Genomic DNA, 18,490 nt, shown 5'->3' on the forward strand with positions numbered 1-18,490 from the left:
ACGGCATCGAGAGCCTGACTGAGTAACATAAAAAAATCCGTAATCCCTGATAGATTACGGATTCTTGCAGAACTGCCGGATCGTTCAACCGATCATTTTTGGCTTAACTGATCGGCATTACACCATAAATGGCGACCCTACGAAATCGCACCCAACGTTTATTCGTTGATTGCGTTGTTATTCAGCGCCAATGACACCGCCAATGTCTGTGCCAGACACAGCGAAGCCACCTGTGAACGGAAGCCATCGACCTGTGCTTCTCGTACCACGAAACACACATCGCTGAAGGCGGCCAACGGACTCACCTGGCTATCGGTGATGGCGATCAGATGCGCGCCACGTTTGGCACCCAACTCCACCAACTCCACCGCTTCACGCGCATACGGCGAATAGCTAATGGCAATCACCACGTCTTTCGGGTTGACCATGCTCAGCTGTTCGGTGAACATGCCGCCAAGGCCATCAATCAGGAACGCACGACGCTCTAAATGGCGCAGTGCATACACCAGATACGACGCCACGCTGAATGAACGACGCAGGCCGATAATGTAGATGTTCTCGGCTTCATCGAGCATTTTTACCGCGCGGTTAAGCTGGTCCGGATTCACCTGCATCGCCAACTGTTGCAACGCCTGGCTGTTCACCATAGTGAAGACGTTGAGGATCTCGGCCGGGCTTTCCGGTGATGAAGTGCTGTCGTCGGTGGCGGTTTGGCGGAACAGACGCGCACGCTCGGTGTAGTTAACCGTTTCTTCCATCAGATGCTGACGGAAAACCTGTTTCATTTCGTTGAAACCGCTAAAGCCAAATGCGTTGGCAAAACGGATCAGCGTGGAAGGCGGCACATCGGCATGTTGCGCGATGGACGCCACGGTATCAAAGGCGATGCTGTTACTGTTATCAAGGATATAACGAGCCACCTGCTTCAGGCGTTTACTCAGCGTCTCATAGCGACGACGGATATCGTCCTGTAACAAGGTTAATTGTGTTGGATTATTGGTCATTACTTCGGCCCGCTAAAAAAGAAAATATGGCTGGATAATGAGCGCTATAGTACCAGATGGATGGAAAATTTCATTTGTTTGACATCATCGTGACGCTTATTTCATCGGTTTATGAATTGCCTCACAGATTATGCCGGTTTTCCCCTCACCCTATCCCTCTCCCGCAAGCGGGCGAGGGGACCGTCTTGTGCGGTATACCAGAACCAGCTCATTACTCAACGTTGGCTGGATCGGTTCCTTCTCCCGCTTGCGGGAGAAGGCCAGGATGAGGGCCAGCGAGCACGATAAAAAAAGCGGCCAATCGGCCGCTTTTTCCAACACGCTCAGCACTAACCGCGCACAGCGCGCCAGTAACCGATCAATCGCAGGTAATTGCCTTTCACCGTTTCAATCAGCGCACTGTCATCCAGCTCACCTTGCAGCCACTGGCGTGAAGGTTGGCCGAAGATGGTGCGTCCAACGGCAAAACCTTTCACCCACGGCGCTTGTGCTGCCGCCGCGAAACCGGCTTTCAGCGTCTCTTCTGGCGCATCGAGTCCCAGCAACAAAATACCGCGGCAGTGTGGATCGTTCTGCTCGATCAACCCGCTAATCTTCTGCCAGCTCTCAGCTGACAACGGTGGCAGTTTCCACCAGTCTGGCTGAATCCCCAGGCTGTAGAAGTGGCTTAGCATGTCGTAATAGTAGGATTCATTACGATCCGGATTGCTCTCCGGCAGAATCAATTCCAGCAGCAACTCATGCCCGCTTTTGTTACAGCCGTTCCACACATCCAGCACCAGATCATCCTGCTCTTTACGCAGTTCAGCGCTGTCATGCGGATGGTAAAACACCAAACACTTCACCACGTGCTCGGCGGGCCAATCGACCAGTTGCGAGCCGATATTGCCATGCTCAAGGCGCAGCGGACGCGAACTTGGCAGCTCAATCGGACGGCCAATCCACCAGTTTTTGCCGGTGATCGCGTTCAGCGCTTTCTGACCATAAGTGGTATCCGCGAGGATGCCGCTTTTCTCATTCAGGCCAGCTTCGTTAGCCGCTTCTTCGGCGGCGCGCAGCAACAGCAGTTTCAACTGTGGAATACGTTCTTCGCTCACACCGGCTTCACGCGCCATATCGGCTAACTGTTTGCGGTGGTCGAAAGCGAACACGTTGAGTTCCGGCCACTGCTGCTTGCGTGTGGTCACGCGATGCAGATGGTTGAGGCGATCATCCAGATCTGGGCGCTTCACCTGTTTGTCGCGGCTGAGGAAATCGTCCAACTCTTCTTTAGTTGGCATTGCTGGTGCGCAGCCGTGGCGGGAAACCACCAACGCGCCACAGGCGTTGGCGTAACGACAAGCTTGTTCCCAGCTTTCATCGTTGAGCCAGCCGCGCAGCAAGCCAGACATAAAGGCATCGCCCGCGCCCAGCACGTTCAGCACTTCAACGCGCACGCCGCTCTGCAATTTGGTTTGCTCCCAGCTATCTGGGATCTCGCCTTCAAACACCACGCAACCCAGCGGACCGCGTTTGCACACCAACGTGGCCTGGCTCGACTTGCGCACATTTTTCAGTGCGGTCAGCGTATCAGTGCTGCCGCCGGCGATATGGAACTCTTCTTCCGTTCCCACCACCAAATCGAAATAGTGCAGCACTTCCTGCAATTGTTGCGTCACTTCGCCGGACTCAATGAAACGCGTTTCACCGTCGCCGAGTGAGGTTAATCCCCACAATACCGGACGATAATCGATATCCAGCGCAGTGCGCAGGCCGTTGCGCTTCGCAATATCCAGCGCTTTCAGCACCGCTGCGCGGGTTTGCGGATGCGACAGGTGCGTGCCGGTAACCGCGACGGCGCGCGATGAAGTGATGAACTCTTCTTTGATATCTTCAGGCACCAGGCCCATATCGGCGCAGTTGTCGCGGTAGAAGATCAGCGGGAAGGTCTCTTCATCTTTAATGCCGAGAATCACCAAACCGGTCAGACGATGTTTATCGGTAATCAATCCGTCGGTGTTGCATCCCGCGCGTTGCAACTCTTCACGCAAGAAGCGGCCATTATGTTCGTCGCCTACGCGCGCCAGCATCGCCGATTTCAAACCCTGAATAGCCGTGCCATAGGCCACGTTGCCGCTCGATCCGCCCAGATATTTGTTGAAGCTGGTCATATCTTCCAGACGTGATCCAATTTGCTGACCGTAGAGGTCGACGGCGATGCGTCCGATACAAATCACATCAAGCCGCTTCTGTTGTGTACTCATACCTATTGTTTCCTTCTGTGATAAGCAGACACTGCGGGCGCTGCCGCCCAACATCGAGCGCTATGCTTCCGGGTTCTCAAGGTGCCTGATTGGCTTTGGTCGCAGTATGAGGAATAAAAATTCCAAATTCAATATGAAATGAAATATCCGTCACGATTTTGTGAGCCAGGTAAAACTCTGGCAAGCGTGCAACAAACTGCATCTGACTGGCGGTTGTTCCAGTGAGATTAAGGCTTGTGAGCCAGCTCTCAGGAAAGCCGTGATAAATAAAGGAAGCTACTGAAGTGAAATGAAATTTCGTTATAGTGGCTGAATGACATTTCAATGTTCCACTTTTCCCCGACTTGCCGCTCTGCCAGCCCTTGTTTCAGCGCCGAATTTGATCTCCATCGCAAAATGAAATGTTTCTTCTGTAATCGTATTTAATGAAAAAAATATTTGTTTATAATCGCCTCACGTTTCACTTAATCCGCGGGCGCCGTGAGCGGCAGTTTTTACCCGAACCGCGTTGTACCTCACCACAGGTACCAGCATGTAAAGGAAGAAGCATATGGGCACAATCAGACTTACCACGGCGCAGGCGCTGGTGAAATTTCTTGATAACCAGTATCTGAACGTTGACGGCGTTGAAACCAAATTTGTGAAAGGCATTTTTGCCATTTTCGGCCACGGTAACGTGCTGGGATTGGGGCAGGCGCTGGAGCAAGACAGCGGCGATCTGGTGGTGCATCAGGGCCGTAATGAACAAGGTATGGCGCATGCGGCGATTGGTTTTGCTAAGCAGTCGCTGCGTCGTCAGATTATCGCCTGTACTTCTTCTGTTGGACCGGGCGCGGCCAACATGATCACCGCTGCGGCGACGGCCACCGCCAACCGCATTCCTTTACTGCTGCTGCCCGGCGATGTGTTTGCCACGCGCCAACCCGATCCGGTACTGCAGCAGATCGAGCAGAGCCACGATCTCAGCATCAGCACCAACGATGCTTTCCGCGCCGTCAGCAAATATTGGGATCGCGTTAGCCGCCCAGAACAGCTGATGACCGCTTGCATTAATGCGCTGCGCGTATTGACCGATCCGGCCGAAACCGGCGCGGTGACCATCGCGCTGCCGCAGGATGTGCAGGGCGAAGCGTGGGATTTCCCGGAATATTTCTTCCAGAAACGTGTGCATCGTCTGGATCGTCGCCTGCCAACCGCCGCGCAGCTTGAAGATGCGCTGGCGCTGATTGCGCGTAAGCACAAGCCATTGATCATCGTCGGCGGCGGTCTGAAATATTCGGATGCTGGCGCTGCGCTGCTGAAATTTGCCGAGCGCTTCAACATTCCGTTTGCCGAAACGCAGGCCGGCAAAGGCATTATCGTTTCTGACCATCCGCTGAATGTCGGCGGCGTGGGGGAAACCGGCTGCCTGGCGGCGAACCTGCTGGCGAAAGAGGCCGATCTGGTGATTGGTATCGGCACGCGTTATACCGATTTCACTACCGCGTCGAAATGGATTTTCCAGAATCCAGAGGTGAGTTATCTCAATCTCAACGTCAGTAACTTCGACAGCTACAAGCTGGATGCGGTGCAACTGCTAGCCGATGCGCGTGAAGGCTTAACCGCGTTGGAAAGCGGTCTGAAAGGTTTCGAAAACCATTGGGGCGGCCAGATTGAGCTGTCACAAAGCAAGCTGTTGAAAGAGACGCAGCGTGTGTATGCCGCGACCTATAACACTGACGATTTCATTCCAGAAATCGCCGACCACGCCGATCGTGAAGCGCTGTTTGCCGAATTCGAGCGCCTGACGAAATCGGTGCTGACGCAAAGCAGCGTGCTGGGCACCTTAAACGAGCAACTCCCAAAGGATGCGGTGATTGTGGCGGCCGCGGGCAGTCTGCCAGGCGATCTGCAACGCGTGTGGCGTACCAAAGATTACAACTCGTACCACGTTGAGTACGGCTACTCCTGCATGGGCTACGAAGTGAATGCCGCGCTGGGCGTGAAGCTGGCGCAGCCGCAGCGTGAAGTTTACGTCATGGTCGGCGACGGCTCGTTCATGATGCTGCATTCCGAGTTGGTCACCTCGATTCAGGAAGGCGCCAAAATCAACGTGGTGCTGCTGGATAACATGACCAACGGCTGCATCAACAACCTGCAAATGGAACACGGCATGGACAGCTTCACCACCGAGTTCCGCTTCCGTAATCCGGAAGGCGGCAAGTTGGATGGTGGCTTTGTGCCGGTCGATTTCGCCGCTATTGCCGGTGGCTACGGCTGCAAAACTTATCGCATCACCACGCTGGAGCAGTTAGAAGCGGCACTGATTGATGCGCAGAAGCAGACGGTTTCGGTGCTGTTCGACATCAAAGTGCTACCTAAAACCATGGTGCACAAATACTTCAGTTGGTGGCACGTCGGCGTGGCGCAAACCTCGACCTCTGAACGCACGCAAGAAGTGGCCGACAACCTTAACGTGCATATCGAACAAGCACGTAAGTACTAAAACCTTTTTTGGCCGGCGTTCGTCGGCCTTGCTTAACCCTTACTCTCCGACTCTACATCTACAGGTGTAACTATGACGCTCAAACTCGGTGTAATTGGTACCGGTGCAATTGGTCAGGAACACATTCGTCGCTGCAACAATGTCTTGCAGGGCGCGAAAGTGGTGGCGGTTTCTGATATCAACGTTGAAGGGGCGCGCGCTGCGCTGCAACGCTTAAATATCGCCGCCGAGGTTTATCAGGATGGTCATCAGGTAATCAACTCGCCAGAAGTCGATGCCGTGCTGGTGACCTCTTGGGATCCGACCCACGAAGAGTTCACGCTGGCGGCGATCGCGGCAGGAAAACCGGTGTTTTGTGAAAAGCCGCTGGCGATGAGCGCCGATGGCTGCCGCCGTATTGTCGATGCGGAAATTAAACACGGTAAGCGTTTGGTGCAGGTTGGTTTTATGCGCCCGTACGATTCTGGTTATCGCGCGCTGAAAAAAGTGATTACTGATGGGGAAATCGGCGCGCCGCTGATGCTGCACTGCGCGCACCGCAACCAGAGCGTCGGCGAAAATTACACCACTGACATGGCGATCACCAACACCCTGATTCACGAACTGGATGTACTGCGCTGGCTCACCGAAGACGATTACAAATCGGTGCAGGTGGTGTTCCCACGTTCTACCTCCAAAACCCACGCCAAGCTGAAAGATCCGCAAATCGTGCTGTTCGAAACGCAGAAAGGCATTCGTATTGATGTCGAGATCTTCGTTAACTGCGCCTACGGCTACGACATCCAATGTGAAGTGGTTGGCGAAGAGGGCATTGCGAAATTGCCTGAGCCTTCGGCGATTCAAACGCGCAAAAACGCGCGTCTGGGCGTGCCGCTACTGACCGACTGGAAAGATCGTTTCATTGATGCTTACGACGTAGAGCTGCAAGCCTTTATCAACGATGCGACGCGCGGTCAGCTGACCGGTCCTTCTGCCTGGGATGGTTTTGCTGCTTCGGTGGCGGCGGATGCTTGTCACAAAGCGCAGGAAAGTGGGGCGATTGAGCCGGTGACCATGCCGCCGCGTCCGGATTTCTACGCCAAATAACTGATGCGGTACACAAACTCTCTGGCGGCATTCGCGCCGCCTCTGTGAATCAGGGACAACAAGATGAACAAAGACAATGTAAAACTGGCGATTGCGCCAATCGGCTGGACCAACGATGATCTGCCAGAGCTGGGCAGCGAAAATACCTTCCAGCAAACCGTGAGTGAAATGGCGCTGGCTGGTTTTACCGGTAGTGAAGTCGGCGGCAAATATCCGCGCGATCCGGCGATTTTGAAACCGATGCTGGATATTCGCGGCATCGAGATTTGCAACGCATGGTTCAGCACCTTCTTCGCTAATGGCGACAAAGCAAAAACCATCGACGAATTTACCAATCATATGAACTTCCTGTACGCCATGGGCGCGCGCGTGATCGGTTGTTCCGAGCAGAGCAAAAGCATTCAAGGCACCACCTTGGCGGTCTTCGAGCAGAAGCCAATTTTCAGCGATGAAGAGTGGCGTTTAACCGCGGAAGGCTACAACGAGCTGGCGGAAATCGCGGCGAAGAAAGGCATGCGTTTGACCTTGCATCATCACATGGGGACTGGCATTCAGACACCTGCCGAGATCGACCGCTTTATGGAGTCGACCAATGAGAATGTCGGCCTGCTGTACGATACCGGCCACATTTACTACTCCGAAGGCTCGCAGCAAGCGATGTTGGATGTGCTGACCAAATATCTGCCGCGTATTTTCCACGTGCATCTGAAAGATGTGCGCGACAGCGTGGTGGCGGAAGTGCGTGGGAACTCCCTTTCGTTCCTTGATGGCGTGAAGAAAGGTACCTTCACCGTGCCGGGTGACGGTGTGATCGATTTCAAACCGGTGTTCAAAATCCTCGACGATTACGGCTATAAAGGCTGGATGGTGGTGGAAGCGGAACAGGATCCGGCGCTGGCGAATCCGTTTGAGTATGCGGTGAAAGCGCGTAAGTACATCCGCGAGAACACTGGGTTATAAGATTGTGCAGTAATTGAAAAGGTCGCCATGAATGGCGACCTTACAAGCGTAATTCGTAGGGTCGCCATTCATGGCGACCTTTTTACATTACGATGCCAGCGACAATGCCGGTTTCTGTGCGTTAACCGCCAGCCATTCGCGAATGCGTGCCTGCTCGGCTTCGCTCAGCCACATACCTTGTTTGGTACGACGCCAAATTGCATCATCCAACTCGCGCACCCATTCGTTTTTCACCAGGTAACGCAGCTCGGCTTCATAGAATTCATGACCGAAGTTCTCACCCAGATCATCAATGCTTTTCGCGCCTTCCAGCAGCACTTCAGTGCGGCTGCCGTAGGTACGTGCATAATGTCGCGCCATGCCTTCGCTGATGAACGGATAGCGACGACGCAAACCTGCCGCGTAATCGTCACGCGAACCAGAGAAATCACCGCCCGGCAGCACTGCACTTTTGGTCCAGGCTGGACCGGCGTTCGGATAGTACTTCGCCAGTTTTTCCAGCGCATGTTCCGCCAGCTTACGATAGGTGGTCAGCTTGCCGCCGAACACTGACAGCAGCGGGGCCTGACCGTTTTCGTCATGCACATCCAGGGTGTAATCGCGGGTGATCGCCTGCGGTGAATCGGATTCGTCATCGCACAGCGGACGCACGCCAGAATACGTCCAGACAATGTCCTCTTTGCTCAGTTGCTGTTTGAAGTGTCCGTTGAACACTTTCAGCAAGTAGCTGATTTCATTGTCATCGATCTTCACATCTTTCGGATCGCCTTTGTATTCCACGTCGGTGGTGCCGATGATCGAGAACTCATCCATCCACGGAATGACAAACACGATACGGTTGTCTTCATTTTGTAGGATGTATGCCTGCTTTTCGCGGTGAACGCGCGGCACCACAATGTGGCTGCCTTTGATCAGACGAATGCCGTACGGCGATTTCAGCTTCAGGCCGTCGTCAAAGAACTCTTTTACCCACGGACCGGCGGCATTGACCAGACCTTTGGCGCGCCAGGTGAAGGTTTTGCCGGTATCGATGTCTTCGGCTTCAACCATCCACAAACCGGCTTCACGCCATGCGCGGGTAACGCGAGTGCGGGTGCGAACTTCGCCGCCTTGCTTCTCCACTTCCTGTGCATTCAGCACCACCATGCGCGCATCATCGACCCAGCAGTCGGAATATTCGAAACCGCGCGTGATTTCAGGTTTGAGGGCCGATTCCGCGCCAAAACGCAGGCTTTTACTGCCCGGCAAAGTGGTGCGTTTGCCGAGGCGATCGTACATAAATAGGCCCATGCGGATCATCCACGCCGGACGCAGATGCGGACGGTGCGGTAAACGGAAGCGCATTGGGAATGCGATGTGCGGCGCCATTTTCAGCAGCACTTCACGTTCTGCCAGGGCTTCGCCGACAAGGCGGAATTCGTAATGTTCAAGGTAGCGCAGGCCACCGTGGATCAGCTTCGAGCTATTCGAGGAGGTTGCACAGGCCAAGTCCCGCGCCTCCAGCATCAGCACCGACAGTCCGCGTCCTGCAGCGTCCACTGCAATGCCGGCTCCGTTAATGCCGCCGCCGATCACGATCAGGTCTTTGGTTTCCACGTCATCTCCTCCGATGTTCGGAATAGTTCTAAAATGTTCGTTTTCGAGCGTAATAATAATCGGAAACCAACATCGATGCCAGCGGTTAACTGAATAAAAACATTTTTGCGTGATATAGCTAACATTCCGACAGGAAAAAAAACACATAACCTCAAAATCTGTCAGGTTATCGCGGCGGCTTATCAGGTTAAACTAGGCGCTAATTGTGACGAAGTAATGAGAGACACCATGGAAAACTTTGAGTGTATTAACGTCCTACAGGCGCAAGAGCATCTGGCACAAGGTGCGCATCTGGTGGATATTCGCGATCCGCAGAGCTTTATGATGGGCCACGCGGCGGGCGCGCAGCATCTGACTAATGACAATCTGGCTAACTTCATCGCCTACGCCGATCCGGCATTGCCGGTGCTGGTGATGTGCTACCACGGTAACAGCAGCAAAGGCGCTGCGCAGTTCCTGCTGGGACAGGGATTCAACGCTGCGTACAGCATTGACGGCGGTTTCGACGCCTGGCGCGCAGCCTTTCCGGCGCAGGTAGCAACGGGCGAAGCCTAAGCCCGCATAAGGAAGGAGAAACCGCATGATGCGCATTACCCAGTTCAATAATCCCCGCATGGCGCAGGCGTTTGTCGATTACATGGCAACGCGCGGTGTGACGCTACGCATAGAGCGCGAAAGCCATTTCGTCATTATGCTGGATGATGAAAGTAAGCTGGAGATGGTCGAAAACGAACTCGCGCAGTTCGTACGCGATCCCAACCATTCGCGATATCAAGCCGCCAGCTGGCATAGCGGCAGTACCGAAAGTGGCTTGCGTTACGAGCGCACCAACATCTGGGCTAACATTCGTGAACGCGCAGGTCCGCTCACCATAACGATCATGATCGCCTGCATTGCGGTGTTTATCATAATGCAAATTGTGGGCGATGACGTGGCGCTGGATTTGTTAGGATGGCCAGCAGATTCCTCGCAATATTTCCAGGTTTGGCGCTGGTTTAGCCATGTATTGTTGCAATTTTCGTGGTTGGCGATTGTCTTCAATTTGATGTGGTGGTGGTATCTCGGCGGAGCTGTTGAAAAACGTCTTGGCAGCGGTAAGTTATTTGTCATTTTGGTTGTTTCCGCTCTGCTTAGTGGTTGGATGCAAGCCAAATTCAGTGGCGTTTTATTTGGTGGTTTGTCGAGTGTGACCGTCGCCTTAATGGGTTATTGCTGGCTGCGTGGCGAGCGAGATCCGGAAAGTGGCATTTATTTGCAACGTAGCTTAATGGGCTTCGTTATTGTTTGGCTCGCCCTAAGTCAGTTTGTTACTCATATTGCCAATGCTGCACATATCACGGCCTTACTATTGGGCTTAGCCATGGCATTTGTTGATACGCGCCACATCGCGCGGCGTTAGCAGAAAAAATATAAAAGAGCGGCTTCGAGCCGAGGAGAGAGATGTGAAGCAGACGCAACGTCATGACGCCATTATCGATCTGGTCCGGCGTCAGGGATATGTCAGCACGGAAGAGCTGGTGGATCACTTTGAAGTCAGCCCGCAAACCATTCGGCGTGACCTGAACGATCTGGCCGATCAAAACAAAATTATGCGTCATCACGGCGGCGCGGCGCTGCCGTCCAGCTCTGAGAACACCGCGTGGCAGGATCGCAAAATGATGTGGTCGGCGGAGAAAGCGCGCATCGCGGAACGTGTTGCCAGCCAGATCCCGGATGGTGCGACGCTGTTTATTGATATCGGCACCACGCCGGAAGCGGTGGCGCATGCGCTGCTCAATCACAACAATCTGCGCGTGGTGACCAACAACCTCAACGTGGCGATTCTGTTGATGGCCAAGCCGGATTTCCGCGTGATTATCGCCGGTGGCGAAGTGCGCACGCGCGATGGCGGCATCATGGGCGAAGCGACGCTGGATTTCATCTCACAGTTCCGCCTCGATTACGGCATTCTCGGTATCAGCGGCATTGATATGGACGGTTCGTTGCTGGAGTTCGATTATCACGAAGTGCGTACCAAGCGCGCGATTATTGAAAACTCACGCTGCGTGATGCTGGTGGTGGATCACTCTAAATTTGGCCGCAATGCAATGGTCAATCTCGGCAATATGAGCCTGATTGACTACATGTATACCGATCAAAATCCGCCCGCTAGCGTGCTGAAAGTGATTGAACAGCACGAAGTTCATCTCGAACTCTGCTGATGCCGTAGCGGCGCAATTTATTGCGCGATAAATGCGCCGCTACAAAAATCAGCACCGATTTTTTCATTCCACCTTCATTTCCCTGTCGCTTTTTTCTTCGCCCCCAGCTTTACTTAGCATTCACATCTTGCGCTTGCCCCGGCTTTACCGTTAACGGACACGAAGGGATTGATATGTCGCAGCAAAAATTCAATAAAACACGTTTCGACGCCGCACTAACCCGACAATGGCAGCACCTTGGACTCAGCTCCGCGCAGCAAATGACGCCGCACCAATGGTGGCAAGCGCTGAGCAGCGTGCTGGCCGAAATGCTGGCCACCCAGCCTCCTGTGCCAGCAAAGCTAGGCCAGCGCCACGTCAATTATCTGTCGATGGAGTTTTTGATCGGCCGCCTGACCGGCAACAATCTGCTCAATTTGGGCTGGTACAACGAGGTGCAGGCCGCACTGGCTGAGCATCAGGTTGAATTAAGTGAGCTGCTGGAAGAGGAAGTCGATCCGGCGCTGGGCAATGGCGGATTAGGGCGTTTAGCCGCCTGCTACATGGATTCGATGGCGACCGTCGGCCAAGCCGCGATGGGGCACGGTCTCAACTATCAATATGGCTTGTTCCGTCAGACGTTTGACGAGGGTCATCAACATGAAGCGCCAGATGACTGGCAGCGCGATCGTTATCCGTGGTTCCGGCATAACGCGGCGCAAGATGTGCAGGTCGGCATCGGCGGCAAAGTGAAAGAGAATCATGATGGCAGCCTGTTGTGGCGACCGAAATTCATGCTGCAAGGCGAAGCCTGGGACCTGCCGGTGGTCGGCTATCGCAATGGCATCACCTTGCCGCTGCGTTTGTGGAAAGCCAGCAGCGTGCAGCCGTTCGATCTCACCCTGTTTAACGACGGCAAATTCCTGCAAGCCGAGCAGCCAGGAATTGATGCCGACAAGCTGACCAAAGTGCTGTATCCCAATGATAATCATGCGGAAGGCAAACGCCTGCGCCTGATGCAGCAATATTTCCAGTGCGCCTGTGCAGTCGGCGACATTCTGCGTCGCCATCATTTAGCCGGGCGCAATATTCACAGCTTGCCCGATTTCGAAGTGATTCAGCTCAACGACACGCATCCCACCATCGCCATTCCGGAAATGCTGCGGCTGTTGCTGGATGATCATCAGCTAGGTTGGGATGAAGCGTGGCACATTACCAGCCGCACCTTTGCTTACACCAATCACACTTTGATGCCGGAAGCGCTGGAGCGCTGGGATGAGAAGCTGGTGCGCGATTTGCTGCCGCGCCACATGATGATCATCCGCGAGATTAATCGTCGCCTGAAAAAGGTGGTGAAGAAGCAATGGCCGGATGACAAAGCGCTGTGGCAAAAGCTGGCGGTGGTGGCCGACGGTCAGGTGCGCATGGCGAATCTGTGTGTGGTGAGCTGCTTTGCGGTTAACGGCGTGGCGGCGCTGCACTCAGAGTTGGTGGTGAAAGATTTGTTCCCGGAATATCACCAACTGTGGCCGAACAAATTCCATAATGTCACTAACGGCATTACGCCGCGCCGCTGGCTGAAGCAGTGCAATCCGCTGCTTTCCACCTTGATTGATGACAGTTTGCAGGTTGAATGGGCCAACGATCTCGACGCGCTGGCGTGGCTGGCACCGTTCGCCAAAAAGAAAGCGTTTCGCCAGCAGTTCCGCACCATCAAACAGCAGAACAAGCTGCGGCTGACGGTATATATCAAACGCGTGACCGGCATCGATATCAATCCGGATGCGTTGTTCGACGTACAGATCAAGCGCCTGCACGAATACAAACGCCAGCACCTCAGTTTGTTGCATATGCTGCACTGCTATCGCCAATTGCGCGATAACCCAGACAACCCCGATTTTGTGCCGCGCGTATTTATCTTTGGTGCCAAAGCCGCGCCCGGTTATTACCTCGCGAAAAACATTATCTACGCCATCAACAAAGTGGCGCAGGTGATTAACAACGATCCTAAAGTCGGCGATCGCCTCAAAGTGGTGTTTATCCCCGATTACCGCATTACGGCGGCGGAGTTGATGATTCCCGCGGCGGATCTCTCCGAGCAGATCTCCACGGCGGGTTATGAAGCCTCCGGCACCGGCAATATGAAACTGGCGCTGAATGGCGCGTTGACCATCGGCACGCTGGATGGGGCCAATGTGGAGATTGCCGAAGCGGTTGGCGGCAAAAACATCTTTATCTTTGGCAACACTGTCGATCAGGTTAAGGCGTTAAAAGCCGACGGCTACAGCCCGAAGAAACTGCGCAAACAGAATAAATATCTGGATGGATTGCTGAAAGATTTAGAGAAGGGCAAGTTCAGCGATGGCGATAAACAGGCGTTTAATCTGATGCTGGAAAGCCTGACAAAAAATGGCGATCCATGGCTGGTGCTGGCTGATTTCGATGCCTATATCGCCGCGCAGCAGCAGGTAGAAGCGCTGTGGAAGAATCCGGAAGCCTGGACGCGTGCCGCGATTTTGAATACCGCGCACACCGGCCGTTTCAGTTCCGACCGTTCAATCCGTGATTATCAGCAGCGCATTTGGCAGGCGGCGCGCTGATGCCAGCCTGGTCACCATGAATGGCGACCTTACGGTGGGCATTGTTGCGCACCTCGTGAAGGAGAATCGATGACGCTCAATAAGCTGGATCAGGCGGCGCAAGATGCCGGCATCGCGCTGCACTTTATCAATGCCAAAGGCGAGCCGGAAACACTTAGCGATGACACCAAACGCGCACTGTTGGCGGTGATGGAGACGCCAACCGGCAAAGCGCCGCCGCTGCCGCCGGTGCAGGTGTTCACGTTGCGCAGTAAACGCCAGCTCACGCCGCAAGGCAGCGGCACCTTTTCCTGGCAACTCGAAACCGAACAAGGCAAACAGCACAGCGGTGAAGTTGCAGGCGGCGAAACGCTGACGCTGCCGCCGCGCCTGGCGCAAGGTTATCACCAACTTACGCTGCGCAAAGGCCGCCAGCAGTGGCAAACGCGCATCATCATCGCGCCGCGTCGTTGCTATATCCCTGAATCCATCGAGCAGGGGAAAAAGTTGTGGGGTGCGCTGGTGCAACTCTACACGCTGCGATCGGAGGATAATTGGGGCATCGGCGACTTCGGCGATTTGGCGCAGTTGCTGGAGAAGATTGCCTTTTACGGTGGCGATTTTGTCGGCCTCAATCCACTGCATGCGCTGTATCCCGCGCAACCGGAAAATGCCAGCCCCTATAGCCCAACCTCACGCCGCTGGCTCAACGTGCTGTATATCGACGTCAATCGGCTGGCGGATTTTCAGCAAAGTCACGCCGCACAACGCTGGTGGGACAGTAGCAAAACGCGTCAAGCGCTCGAGCAAGCGCGCGCCGCTGAATTTGTTGATTACCGCGCGGTGGCGGAGTTGAAATTAGCCGGGCTGCGTTTTGCCTGGCAACGCTTTCAACCCCGTGCTGAGCAAGAGGCCGGCTTCCAGCAATTTCTCGTTGAGGGCGGCGATCATCTGCGTTATCAGGCGGCGTTTGACGGCATTCTGGCCGAGCGCAGTCAAAATAATCCGGATGAGTGGGGCTGGCCAGCGTGGCCGGAAGGTTGGCGCACTGCTGCGTTACCTGATGTGCAGCAATGGTGCGCAGAACATGAAGACGAGATTCAGTTCTGGAGCTGGTTGCAATGGGTGGCACAGGAGCAGTTTGCCGTCTGCTGGCAGATCAGCCAGCACCTCGGCATGACGGTGGGTTTGTACCGCGATTTGGCGGTCGGCGTGGCGCAGGGCAGTGCGGAAACCTGGCAAGATCCCACGTTGTACAAGCTGGGCGCCTCGGTTGGTGCGCCGCCGGATCGCCTCGGTCCGCAAGGTCAAAACTGGGGATTGCCGCCGCTTGATCCGCATGTGATGCGCGCGCGCGGTTATCAGCCGTTTATCGATCTGCTGCGCGCCAACATGCGCGACTGCGGCGCACTGCGCATCGATCACGTGATGGCGCTGCTGCGTTTATGGTGGATTCCGTATGGCGAAAGCGCGGATAAAGGCGCGTACGTGGCTTATCCGGTCCACGATCTGCTGGCGATCCTCGCGCTGGAGAGCCAGCGCCATCGCTGCATGGTGATCGGCGAAGATCTTGGTACCGTGCCCGTTGAGATTGTCAGTTTGCTGCGTAAAAGCGGCATTTTTTCCTGGAAGGTGTTGTTCTTCGAGCAGCATAAAGATGGCAGCTATCGTCAGCCGCAGGAATATCCGCGTCAGTCGATTGCCAGCGCCAGCACGCATGACTTGCCGACGTTGGCGGGATTCTGGAATGAGGATGACATTATTTTACGCAGCAAACTCGGCCATTTTGCTAAGCGTAGCATGGTGATTAGTGAAGTTAACTTGCGTTATCAGCAAAGAAAAGCGTTGCTTGATGCGATGCGTGAGGCTTACATATCGCACGCTCACAGTAAAAGCACCGCAAATAAGGCAATGAATTCCACCATCAATCTGGCAATTCATCGTTTCCTGGCGTGCACAAATAGTTCGCTGCTCGGACTGCAACCAGAAGATTGGTTAGAAATGGACTCGCCGGTGAACGTGCCGGGCACTGTGGATGAATATCCAAACTGGCGGCGTAAATTGCGCGTGTCGTTGGAGAAAATGTTTAGCTACAAGAAAGTGCAAATATTGCTGAAAGCGGTGAGTGAAGAACGAGGCAGGAAATAGAAACGCGCGGCAGCGTCGGGTCGCTGCCGCGGGCTGAATCAGTAGTAAGAGTGCTCGCCGCGCTGGTGCTCGGTCAAATCGCGCACGCCTTTCAGTTCCGGGAAGGCTGCCAGTAACTCTTTCTCGATACCATCTTTCAAGGTTACGTCGATCATCGAACAACCGTTGCAGCCGCCACCAAATTGCAGAATGGCGATGCCGTCATCGGTGATTTCCATCAGCGATACGCGACCGCCGTGGCCCGCCAGCTGTGGGTTGATCTGCGCTTGCAGCAAATATTCCACACGTTCCACCATCGGCGCATCGTCAGAGACTTTACGCATTTTGGCGTTTGGCGCTTTCAGCGTCAGCTGGGAACCGAGGTTGTCAGTCACAAAGTCGATTTCCGCGTCATCAAGGTATGGCGCGCTCAGCTCATCAACATAAGCCGACAGTTTTTCGAACTTAAATTCGGTATCGGAGGCTTCTACTGCATCAGGTGGGCAGTATGAAACACCGCATTCTGCGGTTGGCGTACCCGGATTAATGACGAATACGCGAATCTGTGTGCCATCTTCTTGTTTGGACAGCAATTTTGAGAAGTGCTCTTGCGCAGCATCAGTAATAACGATCATGGCGATTGCTCAATAGTTGACTAAATTACTTGGTTATAATACGCCCAACGCCGACGCTCTACAAGGTACGGCACAGGCAACCAATGTGTACGCTGGCCGCGCCGTGCGCCAGCAAGATACGGCTAATTTCAGCCACGGTACTTCCGGTGGTCACAACATCGTCGATAAGCAGGATGTGGCGTCCGCGTACCGGTATTTCAAGGCGGAACGCTCCGCGCAGGTTCTTTTTGCGCGCGCTGGCACTCAATGAATGCTGTACCGCGCCATGTCTTACCCGCTTTATCCCTTCGAGATATTCACAGCCGAGCCAGCGGGCCAATGGCTTTGCCAGCAGCGCCGCCTGGTTATAGCCGCGTTGCCAGGCGCGTCGGCGATGGAGCGGTACGCTCAGCACCAAATCTACATGTGGCAGCCGGTAATCACGACGATTTGTTAACAACTTTAACAAAAGTAGCCGCGCCAGCATCACTCTAAGTGCGGTTACGCGGGAAAACTTCAGTTGATGCACCCAATCACTCAACGGCGGCAGATAATTACTGACGCACGATAAACCGTGCCACGGCGGCGGCTGGCGCAGGCAACGTCCGCACGCTTGCAAACGGCTGGCAGGCAAACCACAGGTTGGACACAGTTCTGGCAAACGCGGAATCTGTTGTACGCAACGGCTGCATAAGCCGTGGCTGGCAATCTTCAACGGCAAGCGACATAGCCAACACAGTGCCGGGATTGGTAGCATAGCGACCTCCTTATCACTTTTCCGGAGTGTAACCGATGAGTTCGCTTTACTGGCACAGCGTGGGCGAAGGCGATCGCGATCTTGTGCTGCTGCACGGCTGGGGTTTGAACGCCGAAGTGTGGCAAAACATTGTTCCTCGACTTAGCTCGCATTTTCGTCTGCACCTGGTGGATCTACCCGGCTTTGGTCGCAGCCAGGATTTTGGGCCGCTAACGTTAGCGGAGATGGCGCAACAGCTTTTAGCGCAACTCCCTGAGCGTGCAGCGCTGCTTGGCTGGTCGCTGGGCGGATTGGTCGCGAGTCAGTTGGCATTGTCCCATCCCGATCGCGTTGCGGCGTTGATCAGCGTAGCGTCGTCGCCGTGCTTTACTGAACGCGATGCATGGCCGGGCATCAAGCCGGATACGCTGCAAAATTTCCAGCAGCAATTGAGCAACGATTTCCAGCGCACCGTGGAGCGTTTTCTGGCGCTGCAAACCATGGGCACGGAAAATGCCCGTCAGGATGCGCGCCAATTGAAAGACGTGGTGCTATCGCAGTCGATGCCGTCGGTCGCGGTGCTGCAAGGTGGACTGGAAATCTTGCGTGAAGTGGATTTACGTCCGCAATTATCACAGCTGACGCCGCCTTTTTTACGCCTGTATGGCGCGCTGGATGGTTTAGTGCCACGCCGCATTGCCGCTCAGTTGGATGAGGTCTTGCCGGATTCACCGTCGATTGTGATGCCGAAAGCGGCACACGCGCCGTTTATCTCTCATCCCGAGGCTTTTTGTCAGCACGTCATTGATTTCTGTACAGCAAAAATGCACTAAAAATGTCGGCTGGCTGGAAAATCTGTCATAACCCGCAATACTTTTCT

Annotated in this window: 14 protein-coding genes; 9 read left to right on the plus strand and 5 right to left on the minus strand. The window is 54.5% G+C overall.

Going from position 1 to position 18,490, the window contains the following annotated elements; genetic code table 11:
• Positions 1 to 158 precede the first annotated feature (158 nt).
• Both ACPUC7_RS22440 and ACPUC7_RS22445 read right to left on the minus strand, forming a co-directional pair.
• Positions 159 to 1,004 carry a MurR/RpiR family transcriptional regulator gene (locus ACPUC7_RS22440; RefSeq protein WP_343551617.1) on the minus strand — a complete coding sequence of 282 codons (846 nt, stop codon included), beginning with the start codon at positions 1,002 to 1,004 and terminating at the stop codon, positions 159 to 161.
• A 329-nt stretch (positions 1,005 to 1,333) separates the two neighbouring features.
• Entirely contained in the window at positions 1,334 to 3,247 is a 1,914-nt protein-coding gene (locus ACPUC7_RS22445; RefSeq protein ID WP_494924621.1) for a bifunctional 5-dehydro-2-deoxygluconokinase/5-dehydro-2-deoxyphosphogluconate aldolase, read from the minus strand.
• 550 nt (positions 3,248 to 3,797) lie between these two features.
• Here ACPUC7_RS22445 and iolD point away from each other — a divergent pair.
• The 3 genes from iolD to iolE all read left to right on the plus strand — a co-directional run bounded on the left by iolD (position 3,798) and on the right by iolE (position 7,778).
• Positions 3,798 to 5,732 (plus strand): 3D-(3,5/4)-trihydroxycyclohexane-1,2-dione acylhydrolase (decyclizing), encoded by a 1,935-nt coding sequence (gene iolD, locus ACPUC7_RS22450; protein ID WP_494924622.1) that lies wholly within the window; start codon positions 3,798 to 3,800, stop codon positions 5,730 to 5,732.
• A 72-nt stretch (positions 5,733 to 5,804) separates the two neighbouring features.
• The gene (gene iolG / locus ACPUC7_RS22455; RefSeq protein WP_494924623.1) at positions 5,805 to 6,818 is read left to right on the plus strand and encodes a bifunctional inositol 2-dehydrogenase/D-chiro-inositol 1-dehydrogenase; all 1,014 of its coding nucleotides are present in this window, start codon (positions 5,805 to 5,807) and stop codon (positions 6,816 to 6,818) included.
• A gap of 63 nt (positions 6,819 to 6,881) precedes the next feature.
• The gene (gene iolE, locus ACPUC7_RS22460; protein WP_494924624.1) at positions 6,882 to 7,778 is read left to right on the plus strand and encodes a myo-inosose-2 dehydratase; all 897 of its coding nucleotides are present in this window, start codon (positions 6,882 to 6,884) and stop codon (positions 7,776 to 7,778) included.
• 87 nt (positions 7,779 to 7,865) lie between these two features.
• Here iolE and glpD read toward each other — a convergent pair whose 3' ends face one another.
• Positions 7,866 to 9,374, minus strand: a complete 1,509-nt coding sequence (gene glpD / locus ACPUC7_RS22465; protein ID WP_343551612.1) for a glycerol-3-phosphate dehydrogenase — start codon at positions 9,372 to 9,374, stop codon at positions 7,866 to 7,868.
• Between the two features lie 228 nt (positions 9,375 to 9,602).
• Between glpD and glpE the strand changes: the two genes are divergently transcribed.
• The 5 genes from glpE (at position 9,603) to malQ (ending at position 16,281) form a co-directional block, all read left to right on the plus strand.
• On the plus strand, positions 9,603 to 9,929 hold the full coding sequence (gene glpE / locus ACPUC7_RS22470) for a thiosulfate sulfurtransferase GlpE (RefSeq protein WP_494924625.1): 327 nt from the start codon (positions 9,603 to 9,605) through the stop codon (positions 9,927 to 9,929).
• Between the two features lie 28 nt (positions 9,930 to 9,957).
• On the plus strand, positions 9,958 to 10,773 hold the full coding sequence (gene glpG, locus ACPUC7_RS22475) for a rhomboid family intramembrane serine protease GlpG (protein WP_494924674.1): 816 nt from the start codon (positions 9,958 to 9,960) through the stop codon (positions 10,771 to 10,773).
• Between the two features lie 43 nt (positions 10,774 to 10,816).
• Positions 10,817 to 11,575 (plus strand): DeoR/GlpR family transcriptional regulator, encoded by a 759-nt coding sequence (locus ACPUC7_RS22480; RefSeq protein ID WP_343551609.1) that lies wholly within the window; start codon positions 10,817 to 10,819, stop codon positions 11,573 to 11,575.
• Positions 11,576 to 11,748: 173 nt separating this feature from the next.
• The gene (gene malP / locus ACPUC7_RS22485) at positions 11,749 to 14,154 is read left to right on the plus strand and encodes a maltodextrin phosphorylase (protein WP_494924626.1); all 2,406 of its coding nucleotides are present in this window, start codon (positions 11,749 to 11,751) and stop codon (positions 14,152 to 14,154) included.
• A gap of 69 nt (positions 14,155 to 14,223) precedes the next feature.
• Positions 14,224 to 16,281, plus strand: coding sequence for a 4-alpha-glucanotransferase (malQ, locus tag ACPUC7_RS22490; RefSeq protein ID WP_494924627.1), 2,058 nt, complete (start codon positions 14,224 to 14,226; stop codon positions 16,279 to 16,281).
• 38 nt (positions 16,282 to 16,319) lie between these two features.
• Here malQ and nfuA read toward each other — a convergent pair whose 3' ends face one another.
• Together nfuA and gntX are read right to left on the minus strand one after the other, a co-directional pair.
• Entirely contained in the window at positions 16,320 to 16,895 is a 576-nt protein-coding gene (gene nfuA, locus ACPUC7_RS22495) for a Fe-S biogenesis protein NfuA (RefSeq protein WP_343551606.1), read from the minus strand.
• A 58-nt stretch (positions 16,896 to 16,953) separates the two neighbouring features.
• A complete protein-coding gene (gene gntX / locus ACPUC7_RS22500; protein ID WP_494924628.1) occupies positions 16,954 to 17,631 on the minus strand; it encodes a DNA utilization protein GntX in 678 nt (225 codons plus the stop codon).
• A gap of 35 nt (positions 17,632 to 17,666) precedes the next feature.
• On the opposite strand from gntX, the gene bioH reads away from it, so the two are divergent.
• On the plus strand, positions 17,667 to 18,443 hold the full coding sequence (gene bioH, locus ACPUC7_RS22505; RefSeq protein WP_494924629.1) for a pimeloyl-ACP methyl ester esterase BioH: 777 nt from the start codon (positions 17,667 to 17,669) through the stop codon (positions 18,441 to 18,443).
• The last annotated feature ends 47 nt before the right edge of the window (positions 18,444 to 18,490 follow it).

It is taken from the genome of Pantoea sp. CFCC18179 (assembly GCF_059412405.1).